Origin of the sequence: Streptomyces sp. NPDC049813 (genome assembly GCF_044465085.1) — a bacterium.
Taxonomy (GTDB): Bacteria; Actinomycetota; Actinomycetes; order Streptomycetales; family Streptomycetaceae; genus Streptomyces.
The window spans coordinates 498,951-518,888 of sequence record NZ_JBITLI010000003.1; the positions used below are offsets into that span (position 1 = coordinate 498,951).

A 19,938-nucleotide genomic window follows, 5' to 3' on the forward strand; every position below is an offset into this window, starting at 1 on the left:
AGCTAGAGCCCGGGGACGAGGGAGAGGAGCAGGTCGATGGCCTTGATGCCGGCGAACGGGGCGATCAGGCCGCCGAGGCCGTAGATCCCGAGGTTGCGCCGCAGCAGCCGGTCCGCGCTCACCGGGCGGTAGCGGACGCCCTTGAGGGCGAGCGGGACCAGGGCGACGATGACGAGAGCGTTGAAGACGACGGCCGACAGGATCGCGGAGTCCGGCGAGGACAGCCGCATGATGTTGAGCTTGTCCAGGCCCGGGTAGACCGCCGCGAACAGCGCCGGGATGATGGCGAAGTACTTGGCGACGTCGTTGGCGATGGAGAACGTGGTCAACGCGCCCCGGGTGATGAGCAGTTGCTTGCCGATCTCGACGATCTCGATCAGCTTGGTCGGGTCCGAGTCGAGGTCGACCATGTTGCCGGCCTCCTTCGCGGCCGACGTGCCCGTGTTCATCGCGACGCCGACGTCCGCCTGGGCGAGGGCCGGGGCGTCGTTCGTGCCGTCCCCGGTCATCGCGACGAGCTTGCCGCCCGCCTGCTCGCGCTTGATGAGGGCCATCTTGTCCTCGGGCGTGGCCTCCGCGAGGAAGTCGTCGACGCCCGCCTCCTCGGCGATGGCCCGGGCCGTCAGCGGGTTGTCGCCCGTGATCATGACGGTCCTGATGCCCATCCGGCGCAGCTCGGTGAACCGCTCGCGCATGCCGTCCTTGACGACGTCCTTGAGGTGGATGACGCCCAGGACACGGGCGCCCCCGGTGTCCTCGGCGGCGACGAGCAGGGGTGTGCCGCCCGCCTCGGAGATCCGGTCCGTCAGCTCCCGCGTGTCGGGCGCGACGGCCCCGCCGCGCTCCTGGACCCAGGCGATCACCGAACCGGCGGCGCCCTTGCGGATCCTGCGCCCGTCGACGTCCACGCCCGACATGCGGGTCTGGGCGGTGAACTCGATCCAGGCGGCGCCGGTCAGCTCGCTCTGGTGCCGTTCGCGCAGGCCGTAGGCGTCCTTGGCGAGGACGACGACCGATCGGCCCTCGGGCGTCTCGTCCGCGAGCGAGGACAGCTGCGCCGCGTCGGCGAGCTGCGCCTCGGTGGTGCCGTGCACCGGTACGAAGGCGGCGGCCCGGCGGTTGCCGAGGGTGATGGTGCCGGTCTTGTCGAGCAGGAGCGTCGAGACGTCCCCGGCGGCCTCGACCGCCCGTCCCGACATGGCGAGGACGTTGCGCTGCACCAGGCGGTCCATGCCCGCGATGCCGATGGCGGACAGCAGGGCGCCGATGGTGGTCGGGATGAGGCAGACCAGCAGGGCGACCAGGACGACCATGCTCAGGTGCGTGCCCGCGTGGTCCGCGAACGGCGGCAGCGTGGCGACGGCGAGCAGGAAGACGATGGTGAGCGAGGCGAGCAGGATGTTGAGCGCCGTCTCGTTCGGTGTCTTCTGCCGGGCGGCGCCCTCGACCAGGTTGATCATGCGGTCGATGAACGTCTCGCCGGGCTTCGTCGTGATCTTGATGACGACGCGGTCGGAGAGCACCTTCGTGCCGCCGGTGACGGCGCTGCGGTCCCCGCCCGACTCGCGGATCACCGGGGCGGACTCGCCGGTGATGGCCGACTCGTCGACGGAGGCGACGCCCTCGACGACGTCGCCGTCGCCGGGGACGGTGTCGCCGGCCTCGCAGACGACGAGGTCGCCGACCTTCAGGTCGGTGCCGGGGACCCGCTCCTCGGCGGTGCCCGCGAGCCGGCGCGCGACGGTGTCGGTCTTCGCCTTGCGCAACGTGTCGGCCTGCGCCTTGCCGCGGCCCTCGGCGACGGCCTCCGCGAGGTTGGCGAAGACCACGGTCAGCCAGAGCCAGGCGCTGATCGTCCAGCCGAACCAGTCGGAGGGGTCCGCGAAGGAGAACACCGTCGTCAGGACGGAGCCGACGAGCACGACGAACATCACGGGCGACTTGACCATGACGCGCGGGTCGAGCTTGCGGCAGGCGTCCGGCAGCGACCGCAGGAGCTGGCGGGCGTCGAAGAGACCGGCGCCGACCCTGCCTTCGCCGTCCTGGCGGGCCTCGTGCCCGCTCGGCACGTCCGGGTGCGGCGCCCGCGTGGGAGTGGCTGTGGACATGGGGCCCTCTGGATTCTCGGTGTTCGTGGTGTCGGTGCGCATCACGCGAGGCCTTCCGCGAGCGGGCCCAGGGCGAGCGCCGGGAAATAGGTGAGGCCGGTGACGACGAGGACCGTGCCGGCCAGCAGGCCGGTGAAGAGCGGCTTGTTCGTGCGCAGCGTGCCCGCGGTGGCCGGGACCGGCCGCTGCCCGGCCAGCGAACCGGCCAGCGCGAGGACGAAGACCATCGGCAGGAACCGGCCGAGGAGCATCGCGAGGCCGACGGTGGTGTTGAACCACTGGGTGTCGGCGCTCAGGCCCGCGAAGGCGGACCCGTTGTTGTTGGCGCCGGAGGTGTACGCGTAGAGGATCTCGGAGAAGCCGTGCGCGCCGCCGTTGAGCATGGAGTCCTTCGGCGTCGGCAGGGCCATCGAGACGGACGTGAGGACGAGGACGAGGGCCGGGGTGATCAGGATGTAGCAGGCCGCGAAGGTGATCTCGCGGGTGCCGATCTTCTTGCCCAGGTACTCAGGGGTGCGGCCGACCATCAGACCGGCGAGGAACACCGCGATGACCGCCATGATCAGCATGCCGTAGAGGCCGGAGCCGGTGCCGCCGGGCGCGATCTCGCCGAGTTGCATGCCCAGCATCGTGATGCCGCCGCCGAGGCCGGTGTAGGAGGAGTGGAAGGAGTTCACCGCGCCGGTCGAGGTGAGCGTCGTGGCCACCGCGAAGATCGAGGAACCCGCGATGCCGAAACGATTCTCCTTGCCTTCCATGGCGCCGCCCGCCAGCTCGAACGCGGGCCCGTGGTGGGCGGACTCGGTCCACATCATCAGGCCGGTGAAGACGACCCAGATCGTCGCCATGGTGGCGAGGATCGCGTAGCCCTGCCGCAGCGAGCCGACCATGCGGCCGAAGGTGCGGGTCAGCGCGAACGGGATGACGAGGATCAGGAAGACCTCGAAGAGGTTGCTGAATCCGTTCGGGTTCTCGAAGGGGTGGGCCGAGTTGGCGTTGAAGTAGCCGCCGCCGTTGGTGCCCAGCTCCTTGATGGCTTCCTGGGAGGCGACCGCGCCGCCGTTCCACTGCTGCGTGCCGCCCGTGAACTGGCCGACGTCGTGGATGCCCGCGAAGTTCTGGATCGCGCCGCAGGCGACGAGGACCAGCGCGCCGAGCACCGCGATGGGCAGCAGGACGCGGACGACGCCGCGGACCAGGTCGGTCCAGAAGTTGCCCAGCTCACCGGTGCGGGACCGGGCGAAGCCGCGGACGAGCGCGACGGCCACGGCGATCCCGACGGCCGCCGAGACGAAGTTCTGCACGGCGAGGCCGCCGGTCTGCACGACGTGGCCCATGGCCTGTTCGCCGTAGTACGACTGCCAGTTGGTGTTGGCGACGAAGGACGCCGCCGTGTTGAACGCCTGGTCCGGGTCGATCGACCGGAAGCCGAGCGAGCCCGGCAGCGAGCCCTGGAGGCGTTGCAGCGCGTAGAGGAAGAGGACGCCGACGGCCGAGAAGGCGAGGACGCCGCGCAGGTAGGCGGGCCAGCGCATCGCGGTGTTCGGGTCGGCGCCGATGCCCCGGTAGATCCACTTCTCCACGCGCAGGTGCTTGTCGGAGGAGTAGACCCGGGCCATGTGGTCGCCGAGGGGACGGTAGGCCAGAGCCAGCGCCGCGCACAGGGCGAGGAACTGGAGCACTCCGGCGAGGACGGGGCTCATGTCAGCGCTCAGAACCTCTCCGGGTACAGGAGGGCGAGGACGAGATAACCCAGCAGGGCGACGGCCACGACGAGCCCGACGACGTGTTCGGCGGTCACAGCTTGGTCACCCCCTTGGCGACGAGGGCCACCAGCGCGAAGACCGCGATCGTGGTGGCGACGAAGGCCAGATCGGCCATCGTGAGCTCCCGGATGAGATGCGAAAGGGACAGGGACGGACGTGCGGCCCGCACACCGAGGCGTGCGAACCCTTCGAGGAAAACCCCGGTCACGACCGGTCCCGGTCCCTGTTGACGGCTCCCATACGGGGGCGTGTCCGCCTTTGACGCGTCTCTTACGGGCGGGGCTGGGGGGCGGGTGCGGTCCGGCCTCCGGCGGCCGGGGCCGTCACCCCGCGCGAAACGGCCCGCCCCCATGGGACGGGCCGCACGCGTGTGCCTGCTGCCGGGGCCGGGGCCGGCCGGCTCAGGCGCCGACGTACTGCGCGAGGTGCTCGCCGGTGAGGGTCTTGCGCTGGGCGACCAGCTCGGCCGGGGTGCCCTCGAAGACGACCTTGCCGCCGTCGTGGCCCGCGCCGGGACCGAGGTCGATGATCCAGTCGGCGTGCGCCATCACGGCCTGGTGGTGCTCGACGACGATCACCGACTTGCCGGCGTCGACGAGCCGGTCGAGCAGGCCGAGCAGCTGCTCGACGTCGGCGAGGTGCAGCCCGGCCGTCGGCTCGTCGAGGACGTACACGCCGCCCTTCTCCCCCATGTGCGTGGCCAGCTTCAGGCGCTGCCGCTCGCCGCCGGAGAGGGTGGTGAGCGGCTGGCCGAGGGTGAGGTAGCCGAGCCCGACGTCCTTGAGCCGTTCCAGGATCTTGTGCGCGGCCGGGGTGCGCGCGTCGCCCGCGCCGAAGAACTCCTCGGCCTCGGCCACCGACATGGCGAGCACCTCGCTGATGTCGCGGCCGCCGAGGCGGTACTCCAGCACCGAGGCGTCGAACCGCTTCCCGTCGCACTCCTCGCAGGTCGTCGCCACCCCCGCCATCATCGCCAGGTCGGTGTAGACGACGCCGACGCCCTTACAGGTGGGGCAGGCGCCCTCGGAGTTCGCACTGAACAGAGCGGGCTTCACACCGTTCGCCTTCGCGAACGCCTTGCGGACCGGTTCGAGCAGTCCTGTGTAGGTCGCCGGGTTGCTGCGCCGGGACCCGCGGATGCCCGTCTGGTCGACCGAGACGACACCCTCGCCGGCCGGGATCGACCCGTGCACCAGCGAGCTCTTGCCGGACCCGGCGACCCCGGTCACGACGGTCAGCACCCCGAGCGGAATGTCGACGTCGACGTCCTGGAGGTTGTGCGCCGAGGCGCCGCGGATCTCCAGCGCGCCGGTCGGCTCGCGCACCTCCTTCTTCAGCGAGGCCCGGTCGTCGAAGTGGCGCCCGGTGACGGTGTCGGCGGCCCGCAGCCCCTCGACGGTGCCCTCGAAGCAGACGCTGCCGCCGCCCGCTCCGGCTCCCGGGCCCAGGTCCACCACGTGGTCGGCGATCGCGATCATCTCGGGCTTGTGCTCGACGACGAGCACGGTGTTCCCCTTGTCCCGCAGCCGCAGCAGCAACTCGTTCATCCGCTGGATGTCGTGCGGGTGCAGGCCGGTGGTCGGCTCGTCGAAGACGTACGTGGTGTCGGTGAGGGACGATCCGAGGTGGCGGATCATCTTGACCCGCTGCGCCTCGCCGCCGGAGAGGGTGCCGGCCGGCCGGTCGAGCGAGAGGTAGCCGAGGCCGATCTCCACGAACGACTCCAGGGTCTGCCGCAGCGAGTCGAGCAGCGGCGCCACCGACGGCTCCGACAGCCCCCGCGCCCAGGCGGCCAGGTCCCGGATCTCCATCGCGCAGGCGTCCGCGATGGAGATCCGCCCGATCTTCGACGAGCGGGCGCCTTCGCTGAGCCGGGTGCCCGCGCACTCCGGGCAGACGCTGAAGGTGACGGCACGCTCCACGAACGCTCGGATGTGCGGCTGCAACGAGTCGACGTCCTTGGAGAGCATCGACTTCTGGAGCTTGGGGATCAGCCCCTCGTACGTGAGGTTGATGCCGTCGACCTTGATCTTCGTCGGCTCCTTGTACAGCAGGTCGTTCAGCTGCCGCTTGGTGAACCGGTTGATCGGTTTGTCCGGGTCGAAGAAGCCGCAGCCGCTGAAGATGCGCCCGTACCAGCCGTCCATGCTGTAGCCGGGGATGGTGAGCGCGCCCTCGTTGAGCGACTTGGAGTCGTCGTAGAGCGCGGTCAGGTCGATGTCGGTGACCGCGCCCCGGCCCTCGCAGCGGGGGCACATACCTCCGGTGATGCTGAAGCTGCGCCTCTCCTTCACGTCCTGGCCGCCGCGCTTGACGGTCACCGCGCCCGCGCCGCTGATCGAGGCGACGTTGAAGGAGAAGGCCTTGGGCGAGCCGATGTACGGCTTGCCGAGCCGGCTGAAGAGGATGCGCAGCATCGCGTTGGCGTCGGTCGCCGTGCCGACCGTGGAGCGCGGGTCGGAGCCGAGCCGCTGCTGGTCGACGGTGATCACGGTGGTCAGCCCGTCGAGCACGTCGACCTCGGGCCGGGCCAGCGTCGGCATGAAGCCCTGCACGAAGGCGCTGTACGTCTCGTTGATCAGCCGCTGCGACTCGGCGGCGATGGTGTGGAACACCAGGGAGCTCTTGCCCGACCCGGAGACCCCGGTGAAGACGGTGAGCCGCCGCTTGGGCAGCTCGACGCTCACGTCCTTGAGGTTGTTCTCGCGGGCGCCGTACACCCGGATCAGATCGTGGCTGTCGGCGATGTGCCGCTCCGCCGGTGTACCGGTCGTCCTGGCCTTGGTCATCATGTCTCCATACGTCGGGCACCCGGCTGCGAGCAGCAGTATCTCCGGCGGGACGGGCGTGCGGGGTCAGTTCAGCGCGGTGAAGCGGACCAGGTTGCCCGCGGGGTCGCGGAAGGCGCAGTCCCGCACGCCGTACGGCTGCTCGATCGGTTCCTGGACGACCTCGGCCCCGCCGGCCAGCACCCGCTCGAAGGTGGCGTCGAGGTCGGTGGTGCCGAGGGTGATCCGGGCGTAGGTGCCGTTGGCCATCATGCCGAGGACGGTGCGCCGCTCGTCCTCGCTCAGCCCGGGTTCCATGGCCGGCGGCTCCAGCACGACGGCCGTCTGCGGCTGCCCGGCCGGCCCGACGGTGAGCCAGCGCTTGCCGCCGTGGCCGACGTCGTCGCGCACCTCGAAGCCGAGGATGTCGCGGTAGAAGGCCAGGGAGGCCTCCGGGTCGTCGTGCGGGAGGAAGGTGAAGTGAATGGTGAGGTCCATGCCTTCACGCTAGGGCGGGGCGGGGCCGGACGGCTTCTCCGTTCCTGACCGGTCCGGGAGGAGGGGGCGGCCGGGTCGCTCCTGCCGGGTCACTCCCGCTGGGTCAGTCCCGCCACTCACTCCCGCCGGGTTACTTCTTCGGGTCGTGGCCCCAGTTCATCAGCGAGTACCGCCACGGGGTCTCCGTGACGTCGCCGGACGGCCGCTGCTTGAGGTGGCGGTGGACGTAGCCGACGACCTTGCGCATGTGGGCGACGTCGTCGTCGGTGAGTTCGCCCTTCTTCTTCTCCAGGAGGGTGACGATGCGGCGGCCGGACGCGTGGCCGACGCTCTCGCCGTCCCCGTCCGACTGGCCGACGCTCTTGGAGTCGTCCGTGGCCAGCCACTTCTTGAGGGCGGCGGGCGTCATGTTCACGACCTCGCCGAACTCGTCGACGGTCTCCTGCCGGTCCGCGTCGCTCCGCCCGCTCATGAGCCGCCGTTCTTCTTCTTGCGCAGGGACTCGGGCTTGTGCACGGCGTTGCGGCCGGACTTGTCGCTCTCGACCTCGTACTGCGGTTCGTCCTTCGAGGCGTCGACCGTGCGGCCCGCCACCTCGGCACGGCCCGTGATCTTCTTCTTCACGGTTCCGGGCACGGTCTGCCCGTGACTGCTCCAGGAGACCTTGTCACCCTTGCTGAGCTTCTTGCCCTTCGCCACGACCCGCACGCTCCTTCGCTTCCGACCCCCTGTTGGACGACGTCTCACTGTCCCGCCCTTCGGGCCGCGGCGCATTCCGACGATCCGTACGTCGCCACGGCTGCGGCGGCGAAGGAACGGACCAGCGGGTCGTTCTCCCCGCGCCGCCACGCGACCACCGCACGGCTGGGCTCCATGTCGGCCACCGGCACCACGGCCAGCCCGGACCCCGGAGCGTGGGTCAGGAGCGTCATGCCGACCGTCCCGTTCCAGAGCACGGCCTGCCGGCACTCCTGCACCGCGCGCACCACCGGCCCCTCCCGGCGCAGCCCGCCGCTCCAGTACGCCCGCCAGAGCGGATCGGTGCCTTCCGGGAAGACGAACCAGCGCCGCCCGGCCAGCTCCGCGAGGCGAACGGAGTCGCGGCCCGCCAACGGGTCGTCGGCGCGCAGCAGAGCCCCGACCCGGTCCGCGCGCACCTCCCGTACGACCAGGCCCGTCTCGTCGAAGGGCGCGCGGGTCAGCGCGACGTCGACGAGACCGGCGTGCAGTCCGCAGGTGGGATCGTCGAGGCCGGTCTCGCGGATGCGCACCTCGACGTGCGGATGCCGCGCCCGGTAGGCGTCGGCCACCCGGCGCACGTCGGCGTCCGTGCTGTCGCCCAGCAGGCCGGCCCTGAGGGATCCGGCACCGGCCGCGGCGGCGACCCGTCCGCGCAGCCGGCCGGCCCGGTCGAGCAGGCCGCGCGCCTCGTCGAGGAGCGCCTCCCCCGCAGCGGTGAGCGAGACGCCGGCGGGCGTCCGCTCGAACAGAACGGCGCCGAGGTCCGTCTCCAGCCGCCGGATCGCCCGGCTCAGCGGCGGCTGCGTCATGTGCAGCCGGGTGGCGGCCCGGCCGAAGTGCAGTTCCTCGGCGACGGCCACGAAGTAGCGCAGGGTCCGCAGCTCCATGCTGCGACGATACCCGTTCGGTATCGGCCTGCCGGGACGGGTCTTGGACACGGTGCCGGCCGAGGCCGTGCAATCGAGGCGAACCCCTCTCCCCCGAAGGAACCCCATGCACCTCGCCTACTGGGTCGTCGCCACCCTGCTCGCCCTCTTCTACTTCTACGGAGGCGCGCTGAAGCTGGCCCGCAGCCGGGATCAGCTGCGGCCGATGATGGCCTGGGTGGACGCCCTGCCGATGGCGGCCGTCAGGGCGATCGGCGCACTCGAAGTGCTCGGCGCCCTCGGCCTCCTCCTGCCTCCCCTGACCGGCACCGCCCCCTGGCTGGCCTGCGCGGCGGCGCTCGGCTTCACGCTCCTGCAATGCGGTGCGACCGCTGTCCACTTGCGCATGGGCGACCGCCAGGTCGCCCTGAACATCGCCCTTCTCGTGACCGCGGCCGTGTCCACCTGGCTGGCCGCCACCTGGTGGTGAGCGGCGACAGAAGAACCGTGCTCAGAGGCCCACATCACGGCTGCGCACATCGTCCAGGGACTCGCGGCGCACGAGGAGACGAGCGCCGCCGTCCCGAACCGCGACCACCGGCGGGCGGCCGACCAGGTTGTACCCGGACGCCATCGACAGGTGGTAGGCCCCCGCCACGGGAACGGCGAGCAGGTCACCCGCGCGGACGTCGTCCGGCAGCGGCACATCGGCCGCGACGACGTCCCCGGCCTCGCAGTGCCGGCCGACCACCGTGACCGGCGCGTGTGCCGCGCTGCCGCGCCGGCCGACCAGGCGGGGCGCGTACCGCACCCCGTACAGCGCGGGCCTCGGGTTGTCGCTCATGCCGCCGTCGACGGCGACGAACGTACGGCCTCCGGTGCGCTTCACGGACACCACGTGGTACAGCGCGATCCCGGCGGGCCCGGCGACGGCCCGGCCCGGCTCGATGACCAGACGCGGTACGGGGAGCCCGGCCGCGGCGCACGCACCGGTCAGTTCGGCGCGGACCTCGCGGGCCAGCCGGGGCACGTCCATGGCCGGCTCACCGGGCCGGTAGGCGACACCATGGCCACCGCCCAGGTCCAACTCCCGCAACGTGACGCCGTGTTGCTCGTGGAGCCGCGCCATCAGACCCACCAGCCGCCGCACGGCCGTCAGGTAGGGCTTGACGTCGGTTATCTGCGAGCCCAAGTGGCAGTGCAGGCCGGTCAGTTCGAGTTGCGGCTGGTCCAGGATGCGGGCGATGGCGTGCTGGGCGTAGCCGTCGGAGACGGACAGGCCGAACTTCTGGTCCTCGGTTCCGGTACGGATCTTCGCGTGGCCGCCCGCGCTGATGCCGGGCACCACGCGGACCATCACCCGCTGACGGCCACCGGTGCCGACCGCCGCGGCGATCCGGGCCGTCTCGGACGGGCTGTCGATGACGATCCGGCCGACGCCGTACCCCAGGGCCTTCCTCAGGTCGTCCGGCGTCTTGGCGTTGCCGTGCAGGACGATCCGCCCGGCCGGGAACCCGGCCGCGACCGCGAGTTCCAGTTCACCGGCCGAGCAGACGTCGAGCCCGAGCCCCTCCTCCTCGACCCAGCGGGCCACGGCCCGGCACAGGAACGCCTTGGCGGCATAGTGGACTTCGGCCTCCGGAAAGGCCTTCCGGTAGAGCCGGCACCGGCGGCGCACCTCGCCCTCGTCGAGGACGTACACCGGGGTGCCGTAGCGGCCCGCGATCTCGGCGAGCGCGACTCCGCCGACCTTCAGGTCACCCGGGCGGAGCTCGGCCGCGGAGGCGGGCCACACCGCCAACTCCTCGGTGACGTCGGGGGTGGCGGTGGTGGCAGCGGGTTCGTGAACGGTGGTCATGGTGACGTCGCCCCTTCTCAGCCGATCCAGTACGACAGGACGGAGACGAGCGCAGCAGCCCCGGTTACGTGCAGCGCACCGACCGCCCGCGGATCCCGGCCGCCGCGCCGCGCTGCCGGTGCGGGCGCACCGACCACGGTCACCGGCGCGGTCAGTTGCGGGTCCACCGTGACGGTGGTGACACCGAGGGGCCGGGTCATGGCCCGCAGAGCGGGCTCGGCGAGCCGGATCCACGGCTGCTCAGGGCCGAGGGTGGCGGCGAGCGCGCGCTCGGAGGTGAAGGCGGCGGCCGTGCGGCCGCCGAGGGGTGTGCGGAACAGGCGGGCGGTGTGCCAGAAAGGACCCGACCGGACCGGAACGTACAGGGGTCCGGCCGGGAACCGTTCGGAGGGTTCCGGGTCTTCACCGCTCAGAAGCTCTGCCATGGGGATGCCTCCTGGAGGAGCCGGGCCCGTGGGCACTGCCCGGACGACGCACCGCGCCGCCCGGCGAGCCCGGCCCGGGGTTCGGGATACCGGGCCCCGGCTGCGGACGGCCGACCGGGACCCACCGAGGACGCTAGACCCGCCCTCACCCGGTCGCGCCCGGCCCTGACGGGATGCTGACGGGGGAGGCGGTGATGCTGACGCGGGGGTGACGCGGGGGGGGCGCCGATGCGGGGGTGCCGCGGGCGGAGCTGTTGCGGGTGACGCGGGGGCGCCGATACGGCGGTGACGCGGGCGACGACAGGGGGCGGGGACGTCTACTCGTACCGGTACTTCAAAGACTCCGCCTCCGTCCGCTCGATGTCGGCGATCGTCAGCTCCGGCCGCCGCAGCTGGGCCAGCGTCACCTCGGCCGAGGTCGGCTGCGCGTCGGCGGGCAGCCACTGCTCCGGCTTCCACGCCCCGCTGCGCATCAGCGACTTGGGGCAGTGCGGGTAGACCTCCTCGATCCCCACCACGAGCGCGCTGGCCGGCGGCTTGCCCACCGCGGTCAGCTGGGACAGCAGCTCCGGGCGGGTGGAGACGCAGGCCCGGCCGTTCACGCGGAGCGTCGTCATGCGGCCCGGGACGATGAACAGCAGCCCGGCCCGCCCGGTGGCGATGACGTTCTGCAGGGTGTCCAGGCGCTTGTTGCCGGTGGCGTCCGGTATCGCCACGGTCCGGGAGTCCAGCACGGCGACGAACCCGGCGGGGCCGCCGCGCGGGGAGACGTCACAGTTGCCCTCGACGTCCGCGCTGGCGACGAGCACCAGCGAGGAACAGGCAATCAACTGCTGCGTCTGCTCCGTCAGTTCACTCATCTGCTTGCGCACGGCGGCGTCACCGGGCAGGGCGTAGGCCTGCCGCAGCTCCTCCTGATCGCGCACGGCGTCGACGGTCAGCGAGTCGAAGGCACTTCTGACAAGGGATGTGGTCATGGCAGCGACCCTAACGGGACGGTCCTGAGAGACACCCGGGCCCGCCCCGAACCGCCCCCGCCCCCTGCCGGGCAGAGGACGCAAGAACACGACCCGCGGCTGCGCGCGGCGGAGAACACCTGCCCCGGCGAGCCGCCGTCGCTGCGCAGGCGCGCGGCGAACTGCTGTTGACGCAGGGGACGGGGCTGCTGCGGGACGCCCGCTCGGTACGGATGCGGGCCTCGGACGGCCAGGCCGGGCGGACGGTGCGCAGTGACGTGCGGATCGACCGGACGGGAAACTGCGTCGGCACGTTCGACGGCGGGACCGGAAACCGGGGCGACATGATCGTGCTGGCGGCGGAGACCGACCAGGCCGAGGCGTACATACGGTTCAGCGACGCCTCCCTCGCCGAACTGCGTTCCCTGACCGCCCGGATGAGCCCGGAAGTGGCCGCGCGGATCCGGGAACGCACGCTGCTGGCCCAGGGCAAGTACGTGCGGATGCCCGCCGGACCGAAGGCCGCGGGGCCCTCGCGCGCCAGTGCGGGATCGGCCGTGAGCTGGGCTCGCAGACGGACGACGTGGCGGGGACCCGGGCGCTGCCCGCCGTACGGCGGGACGGCCACCGGCTGATCCCGCTCGTCCCCCCGGCCGGCGCGACGGAGGCGGGCGGCTCGACCACCTCGAAGACGCGGACGACTCAGGGGACCGTGTACGTCGAGGCCTCCGGGAAGCCGTACCTGCGGTCCTTGAATATGACTTCGGGCGGCATGAGCATCGACGTCGCGTTCTCCGAGTACGACGCCCCGCTCACGGTCCGTCGTCCGCCCTCCGCACAGATCACCGAACTACCGGCGCCCGACGGCTCACTCTTCGCGCTCTGACCGCCGCCGTCCGGCCCGGACCCGGGGCCCTGGTGACAGACGTGCACGAGACCTGGACGACGGTTCGGGCGCCGCTACATTTCGTGCGCCCGGTGGGCGCCGAAGACGACCAGCGCCCACAACAGGCAGCCGAAGGCGGCGGTGTGGAGCACGGCGCGGACGATGTTCCAGGCGACCCAGGTGCTCTCGAAGTCCGCGCGCAGGGCCGGGAGGTCCTTGACGCGGCCGGGGTCGCCCGCCTTGGCGAGTCGGTCGTTGAGCGGGACGTTGAGACCGCTGGTGACCATGAAGGCGAGCAGGTAGAGCACTGCCGCGGCGATCAGCCACGGCAGCGCGGCCCGTCCGTGGCCGCGCCAGGCCAGGACCACCGCGAGTCCGAGGAGGGGGATCGAGGCCATGAAGGGGACCATGAAGACCGGGTTGAGGATCGCTTTGTTGATGTTCTGCATCGCCTCGACGAAAGTACGGTCGGAGGAGCGTGCCAGGCCCGGCATGACGGAGTAGGCGAAGGCCGCGAAGAGGCCGGCCATCAGCCCGGTGGCCAGGGTGGTCAGTATCAGGGTGGCCTGCTGGAGACTTCTCACGGGTGTCGCCTCTCGTTCCGGATGCGCGGCGGCGGGCGCGGTCGGCGACGTCACGCGGGAGACGTGCCCGGGCCCGCTCCCAGCCTCGGGCCATTCCGGGCGCTGACCAACTCCCTTTCTGCGCACCATCGTTAAGCTGAGGGTTCACGAACGCGGCAGGTCCTCGCCGCGGAGGGGGCGGGGCATGGAGCGGCGCGACATCGAGATCTTCCTGACGGTCGCCGAAGAACTGCACTTCGGCCGCACCGCCGAACGGTTGCGCGTCTCCACCGCCCGGGTCAGTCAGTCCATCAGGCAACTGGAGCGCCGCCTGGGCGTGTCGCTGTTCGAGCGGACCAGTCGCAGGGTCGCCCTGACCCCGGTCGGACAGCGCCTGTACGAGGACGTCCGCCCCGGGTACGACCGGATCGTGGCGGGCGTACGTCGCGCCGAGACCGCCGGCCGCACCGTGGGCGGCGTCCTGCGCGCGGGGTTCGTCGGAGCGCCGGGCGGCCCGTTCATCCTGGCGGTGGCGCAGTTGCTGCGCGGCCGGCACCCCGAGGTCGAGGTCCGTATCCGCGAGGTGCAGTTCAGCGAGGCCCACACGCCGTTGCGCAGCGGCGAGATCGACGTCCTGCTGTGCTCCCGGCCCGTCGAGGAACCGGACCTGACCGCGGGACCGGTCCTCATCCGCGAGCCGCACGCCCTCGCCGTCTCGGCCCGCCATCCCTTCGCCCGCCGTCCGTCCGTCCGCCTCGACGACCTCGCCCGCGACACCGTGCTGCGCTCGCCCCGCTCGGTCCCCGCCTACTGGGACGAGCACCATGTACCGGCACGGACCCCCGCCGGCCGTCCGGTCGAACGCGGCGGAAGCGCCGAGACGATCCAGGAGCTGATCGCCCTCGTCGGTGCGGGCCGGGGCGTCTATCCCGTACCGGCCCACGCCGCCGCCTACTACGCACGCCCGGACGTGGCCTACGTCCCGGTCAGTGACGCGCCGCCCTACGAATGGGGCTTCGTCTGGCGTCCCGCGACGGAAACCGCCCGGCTCCGGGCCTTCCACCAGGCCGCACGCGCCTACGCCGACCGCGGAGCCGACGGCGGCTGGGGGATGACCTGACACCGCCGGGCCGCGCTCCTTGCCTGCGGCGCACCGCACCCTAGGTCAGCACCAACCACCGCTTACCGTCCAGGAGTTCACGCGCCGCATCGAGGTGACCGGCGTGGCAGGCCGTCTCGGTGATCACATGCAGCAGGACGTCCCGCAGGGTGTGCAGGTGCGGCTCGCCGAACAGGTGGTGGGGCCACCAGGCAAGGGGAGCGTCCGCAGGGGTGGCGCCGATGACGGCGTCCGCGTGGTCGCACTCCGTGCGGTACCGGTCGAGGACCTCGGCAACGGGGACCTCCGTCCCCACCTGCCATGCGTCACCGCCCTCCCCCAGGGACTCCACGACACCGTCATCGCCGTCGACGACCGCGCGGAACCAGAACCGCTCGACGTCCAGGGCGAGATGCTGGACGAGGCCGAGGCAGTTCCACCCCGAGGGCAGAACAGGCTGACGTAGGGCATCGGCGTCGAGGCCGTCGAGAATGCCGAGGACATGGCGGCGCTGGCCGTGCAGGAAGGACAGCAGGGCCTGGATCTCGGCGTCCGGGGCGACGGTCATTGAGCGATCTCCCAGACATGCCCGCCGGGATCGCGGAAGCTGGCGGTCCGGATCCCCCAGGGCCGGTCCACGGGGCCGTTGAGCAGCGTGACGCCGCGCGCCACCAGTTCTTTGCACATCGCGTCCACGTCCTCCACGGGCAGAGTGAACTGGAGCCGGGCGCCCGCGTCGGGCGGGGCGACGCGCCCGGGTGCGATGAGCTCCGGCGCCGCCGTGACGTCGAGCAGATTGATGAGGGTGTCGCCGAACTCGAAGACAGCCGAGTTGTCGTTCTCGAAGGCCACCGGCAACCCGAAGACCTCCCGGTAGAAGCGTTTCGTGGCGTCGAGATCCTCGGTGAAGAGGGTTATCGCGCTGATGCCCTTGGGCCATGAGGAGGTGCTAGCCGTCTCTGTCACATCGGAAGGATGTCCGAGAGCCGACGCCACGTACAGAGGCGGGAGCGACCGGCGGCAAGGATGACGCGGCCGGGGCCTCGGCCGCAGTCAAGAGGGCACGTACGTCGGCGTAGCCGTCGGGCTGGTTCGAGCAGGGGGCGTCGAAGACGCGGGTGGCCGGGGAGCCGGCGGTCCAGGGGGCCCAGCCCGGCTCGCCTGTACGGACGAAGGCGACGGCCGCGCCGTGGACCTCGGCGGCAAGCGCCGGCGGCGGCGCGGCCCCGGCGACGGCGGCGACCCCTGCACTGTCCAGGCAGTCGAAGTGGAACGGGACGTCGAGGCAGTGGGCGGCCAGGCCGAGCACGGGCGAGCGCCAGGCGAAGCGGTACAACCAGGTGGGTGCGGTGCCGCGCGCCTGCGCGACGCGCGCGACGGCGGTGCGGAACAGGTGGTCCGTGACGTACTGGCCGACGAGGTCTGCCGTGCTCAGCCCGGAGTGACCGGCGACGTAGGCGGCGGCGACGCTCGCGTCCACGCCGAGCCCGGTGAGGACCGGGACCGGCGCCGCGGCGTCGAGGCGGTCGCGCACGGGGTGCAGCACCATGTTGAACTCGTGGTCGGTGGCCCCGAGGACGAGTTCCTTGCCGGCGCCCACGCCCCGGGCAATCGCGTCCAGCGGGGCTTCCGGCACGAGGTCGCCGTCGATCACGGGGGCGAACGGGAGGCTGTGCGAAAGGAGGCCGGCGAGCGCGGCCAGGGCGTCGTCCGGGCCCGGATCCGCTCCGCCGGCCCCGGCCAGGGGGGCCACCTGATGCTGCAGCTGGAGGACCCGTTCCTCGCTGAGCCAGGACAGACCGGCGCGGGTCGGTGGCACACCGCCCCGTTCGGCCAGCGCCCGGCCCACGCGTTCCGCCTCCGCCATCGGCACCTGCGGAACCGGGCCGGACAAGCAGTGCACGCGGTGGAAGAGGTGCTGCGCGGCCGGCATGCCCAGCAGCGTCAGGACGGCGGCACCGCCTGCCGACTGACCGGCGACCGTGACCCTGCCGGGGTCGCCGCCGAACCGCCCGATGTTCTGTTGCACCCATTCCAGCGCCGTCAGCCAGTCACGGACGGCACGGTTGTGCGGGGCGTCGGAGATCCAGCCGAAGCCGTCGAAGCCGAGGCGGTAGCCGATCGAGACGACGACCACGCCGTCGCGGTTGAAGGCCGCGCCGTCGTACCAGGGGCTTGCCTGGCTCCCGGCCAGGAACCCTCCCCCGTGGATCCACACCATCACCGGCAGGCCGGCGTCCGGTGCGAGGTCGGGCGTGAAGACGTTGAGATTGAGCGTCGCCTCCCCCGGAATGCTCGGCTCGGGGATGAAGGTGACCTCGGCCAGTGCGCGGCGCTGCGCGGTCGGTCCGTGGGCGGTCGCGTCCAGCGGCTCGGACCACGGTACGGGCGGCACGGGGGCGGCGAAGCGCAGCTCGCCCACCGGGGCCTGTGCGTAGGGGATGCCGAGGAACCGCACGCCGGTGTCCCGGCGCTCACCACGGACCGGACCGTGGGTGGTGCGGACGGTGGGCCGGTCGGCGGGGCGGGTGGTCATGTCATCGCTCCTGATGTGTCGGAAGGGGCTGCCGTCGCGGGTGGCAGGCCGGGGGTGTGCGGCTCACGGGCGCGGTGCGGCCCGCTCGACGTAGTGCTTCAGCGCGCGCAGCTCCTTCCTGGCGTCGGCCGGTGCGCCGTAGGTGCGGTCCGCGGTGACGGGCGCGACGGCGATGTGGCCGCCGAGCAGGGCGGTGGAGTCGGCCGGCCGGACCGTCTCCGTGCAGGGGTCGCCGGGCCTGTTCGCGCAGATGCCGAAGGTGATGTCGAAGGTCTTGTCGCTGCCGGGGCGCGCGGCGTAGTCGTGCCGGACGACCTTGCCGTGGCCGATACCGGTCCAGCGCGGGACCTTGGCCGGACGGCCCGCGCTGACGTCGGGGTAGTCGACCTTGACGGCGAACTCGGCGGTGAACAAGGACCGTTCGCGCATCCCGGCGAGGAGGCGGGTGCCGAACTCCGCGTTGGCCCGGTAGTTGACGCGCGGGAAGTACGTCAGGGTGCGGTCGGCGGAGGACGAGAAGGCGACGGCGGGGACACCGTCCTCGATCGCGGCGACGGCGGCGCCCACCGTGCCGGAGTCGTTGACCTGGGCGCTGACGTTGGGCCCGGAGTTGATGCCGGTCACCACCAGGTCGGGCCGGCCGGACCAGCCGACCTTCGCGGCCAGGCCCGTACGGAGGGCGAACTTGACGGTGTCGGCGGGCGTGGCGCTCGCCGTGCCGGCTCCGCACGCGTCGCCGGAGAGGCAGACCCCGTACACGGGGGAACCGGACGGTGTGCCCGCGCAGTCGCCCTCGTAGCCTGCGGGCATCCGGACGCGGTGCGCCAGGGTGAGCGCGCCGCCGTTGGAGACGGCCGTGCCCTTCCCGGACTGCACCTGCCACGGTGCCATCACGACGACGTCGGCGCCCGCCGCGCACAGCGCCTTGCGCATCTCGTACAGGCCCAGCCCGTCGGAGTGGGACGCCTCGGCGGCCCGCATGGAGTCGTCGTTGGTCAGCAGGACCCGCAGCCCCGCCAGCGGCTTGGTGGGGTGCGAGGGGTGGGTGGTGGTGCGTTCGGTATCCGCGGGCAGAGCGTGGGCGGCCGTGGTGAGGCCGGCGATCACGGCTCCGACGGCGGTGGTGGCGACCAGGAAGCGGGTGGCGGTGGGCATGGTGGGGTCTCCTGTGTGAGTACGTCGGGGGGCGGCCGAGCCGGGTCGCCGACACTTTCTCGGGGCCGATGGGACTTTCTCGGGGCCGGTGGGGCCGGTGGGGCCGGTGGGGCCGATGGGGCCGATGGGGCCCCAGGCGGTGCTGCCGGGCGCGGTCAGGGCCGGAGGGTCAGCGGACGCCGCGGACCCGGAGCACCCCCAGCGCACCCACGAGCGAGACGACCGCGGCCACGGGGAACAGGGCCTCGTAGCCGCCGGCGGTGACGATCCAGCCGGCGACGGTCGGGGCGAGGATCTGCGGTCCGGCGTTGGCGATGTTGATGACGCCCATGTCCTTGCCCACGTCGGCCGCGCGGGGCAGGACCTTGGTGATCAGGGCCATGTCGACGGCCATGTAGGTGCCGAACGCCATGCCGCCCACGATGTTGTACGCGAGCATGCCGCTCTGGGTGGGCCACAGCATCGGGATCGACAGCGCCAGCGCGGCCACGACGCCGGAGGTGCACACGAACGGCTTCACCCTGCCGACGCGGTCGGCGAGGGGGCCGATGAGGACGGTGGCGGCGACCGTGCACAGCGCGTTGACGATCATCAGGAAGCCGACCGTCGGCAGCAGGTCCGCGGGCGCGACCTCGATGTAGTCGGCGAGCAGGTACAGGTTGTAGGTGAGGACGATGAAGTAGCCGAGCAGGACCCCGAGCCGGGAGACGAAGGCCCAGCCGAAGTCCGGGTGCCGGCGAGGGCTCACCCAGAAGCCGCCGAGGAACGCCCGCAGCGAGAACGGCTCACGTGGCAGCTCCCGCGCGTCACGGTCCGGGGAGACGGTGACGAAGAACAACGCGGCGACGACCACGACGGCCGCTATGAGGTAGTAGCCGTCCGCGCCGGCGAACCGTCCGCCGAAACCGCCGATGATGCCGTCGAGCCCGAACTTCGTGCCGGGCACCCCGCCGATGACCAGCGCGGCGGCGATCGTGCCGAGGGGAACTCCCACACCGACGAGCGCGGAGAAGGTCCCGTACCTGGAGGCGGGCACGCGGTCGGGCATCGCGGCGGTCAGGGCCGCCTGGTAGCCGTTCATGATGAACTGCACGACGCCCCAGCTCAGACCGAGCGTCGCGATGCTCGCCGCGTGGGCCTGGGCGACCAGGGCCACGGCTCCGAGCAGCGCGCACAGCAGGATCCACGGCGCCCGGCGGCCGAACCGGGACCGGGTGCGGTCGGACAACTGCCCGAACACCGGATTGCCGATCGTCGCGAGGACCGCCCCCGTGGTACTGGCCGTGGAGAGGGCGGAGGTGTCGTTCGTGCCGGTGATCTGCGCGACCTGGAGCGGCAGCAGGAAGCTGCCCACGCCGAGCCACAGCAGGTAGAGGGCGATGTTGGCAGCCGGCAGCGTGACGTAGAGCCGGGCGAGGCGCTGCGGAGCCGCCGGCACGGCGGTCCCGGTGACGGCACCCGCCGGAGTGGCTGCGGCCATTTTTTCAGGAAGTGAATGACTCATGCTGAGGGCCCCTTGGAGAGCGATGCCGAAGAAGCTGACGCGGTGGGGCGCGCGTTGGGAAGGAGAGTAGGTGACACGTGTCAGCATGAGAAGGGGGCGGGAGTCACGGGATGAATTCGTGACCTGCGTGGGGTCGCACCTGTGTTGAACCTTTGAAACCGCGGCGCCTGGGGGCGGGCAATCGCGGCTGCACCTTGAGGCGGGCTACC

At 72.0% G+C, this 19,938-nt stretch carries 21 protein-coding genes; 3 read left to right on the forward strand and 18 right to left on the reverse strand.

Annotation, left to right across the window (positions count from 1 at the left end; all coding sequences use genetic code 11):
* Positions 1–2: 2 nt before the first annotated feature.
* The 9 genes from kdpB to ACIBW6_RS09665 all read right to left on the reverse strand — a co-directional run bounded on the left by kdpB (position 3) and on the right by ACIBW6_RS09665 (position 8,768).
* The gene (kdpB, locus tag ACIBW6_RS09625; RefSeq protein WP_399058512.1) at positions 3–2,108 is read right to left on the reverse strand and encodes a potassium-transporting ATPase subunit KdpB; all 2,106 of its coding nucleotides are present in this window, start codon (positions 2,106–2,108) and stop codon (positions 3–5) included.
* 41 nt (positions 2,109–2,149) lie between these two features.
* The gene (gene kdpA, locus ACIBW6_RS09630) at positions 2,150–3,811 is read right to left on the reverse strand and encodes a potassium-transporting ATPase subunit KdpA (protein ID WP_399058514.1); all 1,662 of its coding nucleotides are present in this window, start codon (positions 3,809–3,811) and stop codon (positions 2,150–2,152) included.
* 8 nt (positions 3,812–3,819) lie between these two features.
* Positions 3,820–3,909 carry a K(+)-transporting ATPase subunit F gene (gene kdpF, locus ACIBW6_RS09635; RefSeq protein WP_399058516.1) on the reverse strand — a complete coding sequence of 30 codons (90 nt, stop codon included), beginning with the start codon at positions 3,907–3,909 and terminating at the stop codon, positions 3,820–3,822.
* The gene (locus tag ACIBW6_RS09640; RefSeq protein ID WP_399058518.1) at positions 3,906–4,082 is read right to left on the reverse strand and encodes a hypothetical protein; all 177 of its coding nucleotides are present in this window, start codon (positions 4,080–4,082) and stop codon (positions 3,906–3,908) included. The genes kdpF and ACIBW6_RS09640 overlap by 4 nt, the downstream gene beginning before the upstream one ends.
* A gap of 193 nt (positions 4,083–4,275) precedes the next feature.
* On the reverse strand, positions 4,276–6,663 hold the full coding sequence (locus tag ACIBW6_RS09645) for an ATP-binding cassette domain-containing protein (RefSeq protein ID WP_399058520.1): 2,388 nt from the start codon (positions 6,661–6,663) through the stop codon (positions 4,276–4,278).
* 66 nt (positions 6,664–6,729) lie between these two features.
* Positions 6,730–7,140 (reverse strand): VOC family protein, encoded by a 411-nt coding sequence (locus ACIBW6_RS09650; protein WP_399058522.1) that lies wholly within the window; start codon positions 7,138–7,140, stop codon positions 6,730–6,732.
* A gap of 130 nt (positions 7,141–7,270) precedes the next feature.
* Entirely contained in the window at positions 7,271–7,612 is a 342-nt protein-coding gene (locus tag ACIBW6_RS09655) for a DUF3140 domain-containing protein (protein ID WP_399058524.1), read from the reverse strand.
* A complete protein-coding gene (locus ACIBW6_RS09660; protein WP_399058526.1) occupies positions 7,609–7,839 on the reverse strand; it encodes a DUF2945 domain-containing protein in 231 nt (76 codons plus the stop codon). The genes ACIBW6_RS09655 and ACIBW6_RS09660 overlap by 4 nt, the downstream gene beginning before the upstream one ends.
* Before the next feature lie 44 nt (positions 7,840–7,883).
* Positions 7,884–8,768, reverse strand: a complete 885-nt coding sequence (locus tag ACIBW6_RS09665) for a LysR substrate-binding domain-containing protein (protein WP_399058528.1) — start codon at positions 8,766–8,768, stop codon at positions 7,884–7,886.
* Between the two features lie 106 nt (positions 8,769–8,874).
* On the opposite strand from ACIBW6_RS09665, the gene ACIBW6_RS09670 reads away from it, so the two are divergent.
* Complete coding sequence (locus tag ACIBW6_RS09670) at positions 8,875–9,237, forward strand: DoxX family protein (protein WP_399058530.1); 363 nt, start codon at positions 8,875–8,877, stop codon at positions 9,235–9,237.
* A gap of 21 nt (positions 9,238–9,258) precedes the next feature.
* Here ACIBW6_RS09670 and lysA read toward each other — a convergent pair whose 3' ends face one another.
* From lysA to ACIBW6_RS09685, 3 genes are all read right to left on the reverse strand, one after another.
* Positions 9,259–10,605: a diaminopimelate decarboxylase gene (gene lysA / locus ACIBW6_RS09675; RefSeq protein ID WP_399058532.1), complete on the reverse strand. Its 1,347-nt coding sequence runs from the start codon at positions 10,603–10,605 to the stop codon at positions 9,259–9,261.
* A gap of 17 nt (positions 10,606–10,622) precedes the next feature.
* Positions 10,623–11,030 carry an SAV_915 family protein gene (locus ACIBW6_RS09680; RefSeq protein WP_399058534.1) on the reverse strand — a complete coding sequence of 136 codons (408 nt, stop codon included), beginning with the start codon at positions 11,028–11,030 and terminating at the stop codon, positions 10,623–10,625.
* Positions 11,031–11,347: 317 nt separating this feature from the next.
* A complete protein-coding gene (locus ACIBW6_RS09685; protein WP_399058536.1) occupies positions 11,348–12,007 on the reverse strand; it encodes an MSMEG_1061 family FMN-dependent PPOX-type flavoprotein in 660 nt (219 codons plus the stop codon).
* A gap of 167 nt (positions 12,008–12,174) precedes the next feature.
* On the opposite strand from ACIBW6_RS09685, the gene ACIBW6_RS09690 reads away from it, so the two are divergent.
* A complete protein-coding gene (locus ACIBW6_RS09690; RefSeq protein ID WP_399058538.1) occupies positions 12,175–12,621 on the forward strand; it encodes a hypothetical protein in 447 nt (148 codons plus the stop codon).
* 325 nt (positions 12,622–12,946) lie between these two features.
* On the opposite strand, the gene ACIBW6_RS09695 is transcribed toward ACIBW6_RS09690, so the two are convergent.
* Positions 12,947–13,456 carry a DUF1772 domain-containing protein gene (locus tag ACIBW6_RS09695; protein WP_399058540.1) on the reverse strand — a complete coding sequence of 170 codons (510 nt, stop codon included), beginning with the start codon at positions 13,454–13,456 and terminating at the stop codon, positions 12,947–12,949.
* Positions 13,457–13,640: 184 nt separating this feature from the next.
* Between ACIBW6_RS09695 and ACIBW6_RS09700 the strand changes: the two genes are divergently transcribed.
* Positions 13,641–14,555 carry a LysR family transcriptional regulator gene (locus tag ACIBW6_RS09700; protein WP_399058542.1) on the forward strand — a complete coding sequence of 305 codons (915 nt, stop codon included), beginning with the start codon at positions 13,641–13,643 and terminating at the stop codon, positions 14,553–14,555.
* A gap of 40 nt (positions 14,556–14,595) precedes the next feature.
* Here the strand turns inward: ACIBW6_RS09700 and ACIBW6_RS09705 are convergent, their stop codons facing one another.
* The 5 genes from ACIBW6_RS09705 to ACIBW6_RS09725 all read right to left on the reverse strand — a co-directional run bounded on the left by ACIBW6_RS09705 (position 14,596) and on the right by ACIBW6_RS09725 (position 19,705).
* On the reverse strand, positions 14,596–15,102 hold the full coding sequence (locus ACIBW6_RS09705) for a DinB family protein (RefSeq protein ID WP_399058543.1): 507 nt from the start codon (positions 15,100–15,102) through the stop codon (positions 14,596–14,598).
* Positions 15,099–15,500 carry a VOC family protein gene (locus tag ACIBW6_RS09710; RefSeq protein ID WP_399058545.1) on the reverse strand — a complete coding sequence of 134 codons (402 nt, stop codon included), beginning with the start codon at positions 15,498–15,500 and terminating at the stop codon, positions 15,099–15,101. The genes ACIBW6_RS09705 and ACIBW6_RS09710 overlap by 4 nt, the downstream gene beginning before the upstream one ends.
* On the reverse strand, positions 15,484–17,070 hold the full coding sequence (locus ACIBW6_RS09715; protein WP_399058547.1) for a carboxylesterase/lipase family protein: 1,587 nt from the start codon (positions 17,068–17,070) through the stop codon (positions 15,484–15,486). The genes ACIBW6_RS09710 and ACIBW6_RS09715 overlap by 17 nt, the downstream gene beginning before the upstream one ends.
* Positions 17,071–17,133: 63 nt before the next feature.
* Positions 17,134–18,225 carry a 5'/3'-nucleotidase SurE gene (locus tag ACIBW6_RS09720; RefSeq protein WP_399058549.1) on the reverse strand — a complete coding sequence of 364 codons (1,092 nt, stop codon included), beginning with the start codon at positions 18,223–18,225 and terminating at the stop codon, positions 17,134–17,136.
* A gap of 169 nt (positions 18,226–18,394) precedes the next feature.
* On the reverse strand, positions 18,395–19,705 hold the full coding sequence (locus ACIBW6_RS09725; protein WP_399058551.1) for an MFS transporter: 1,311 nt from the start codon (positions 19,703–19,705) through the stop codon (positions 18,395–18,397).
* Positions 19,706–19,938: the final 233 nt, after the last annotated feature.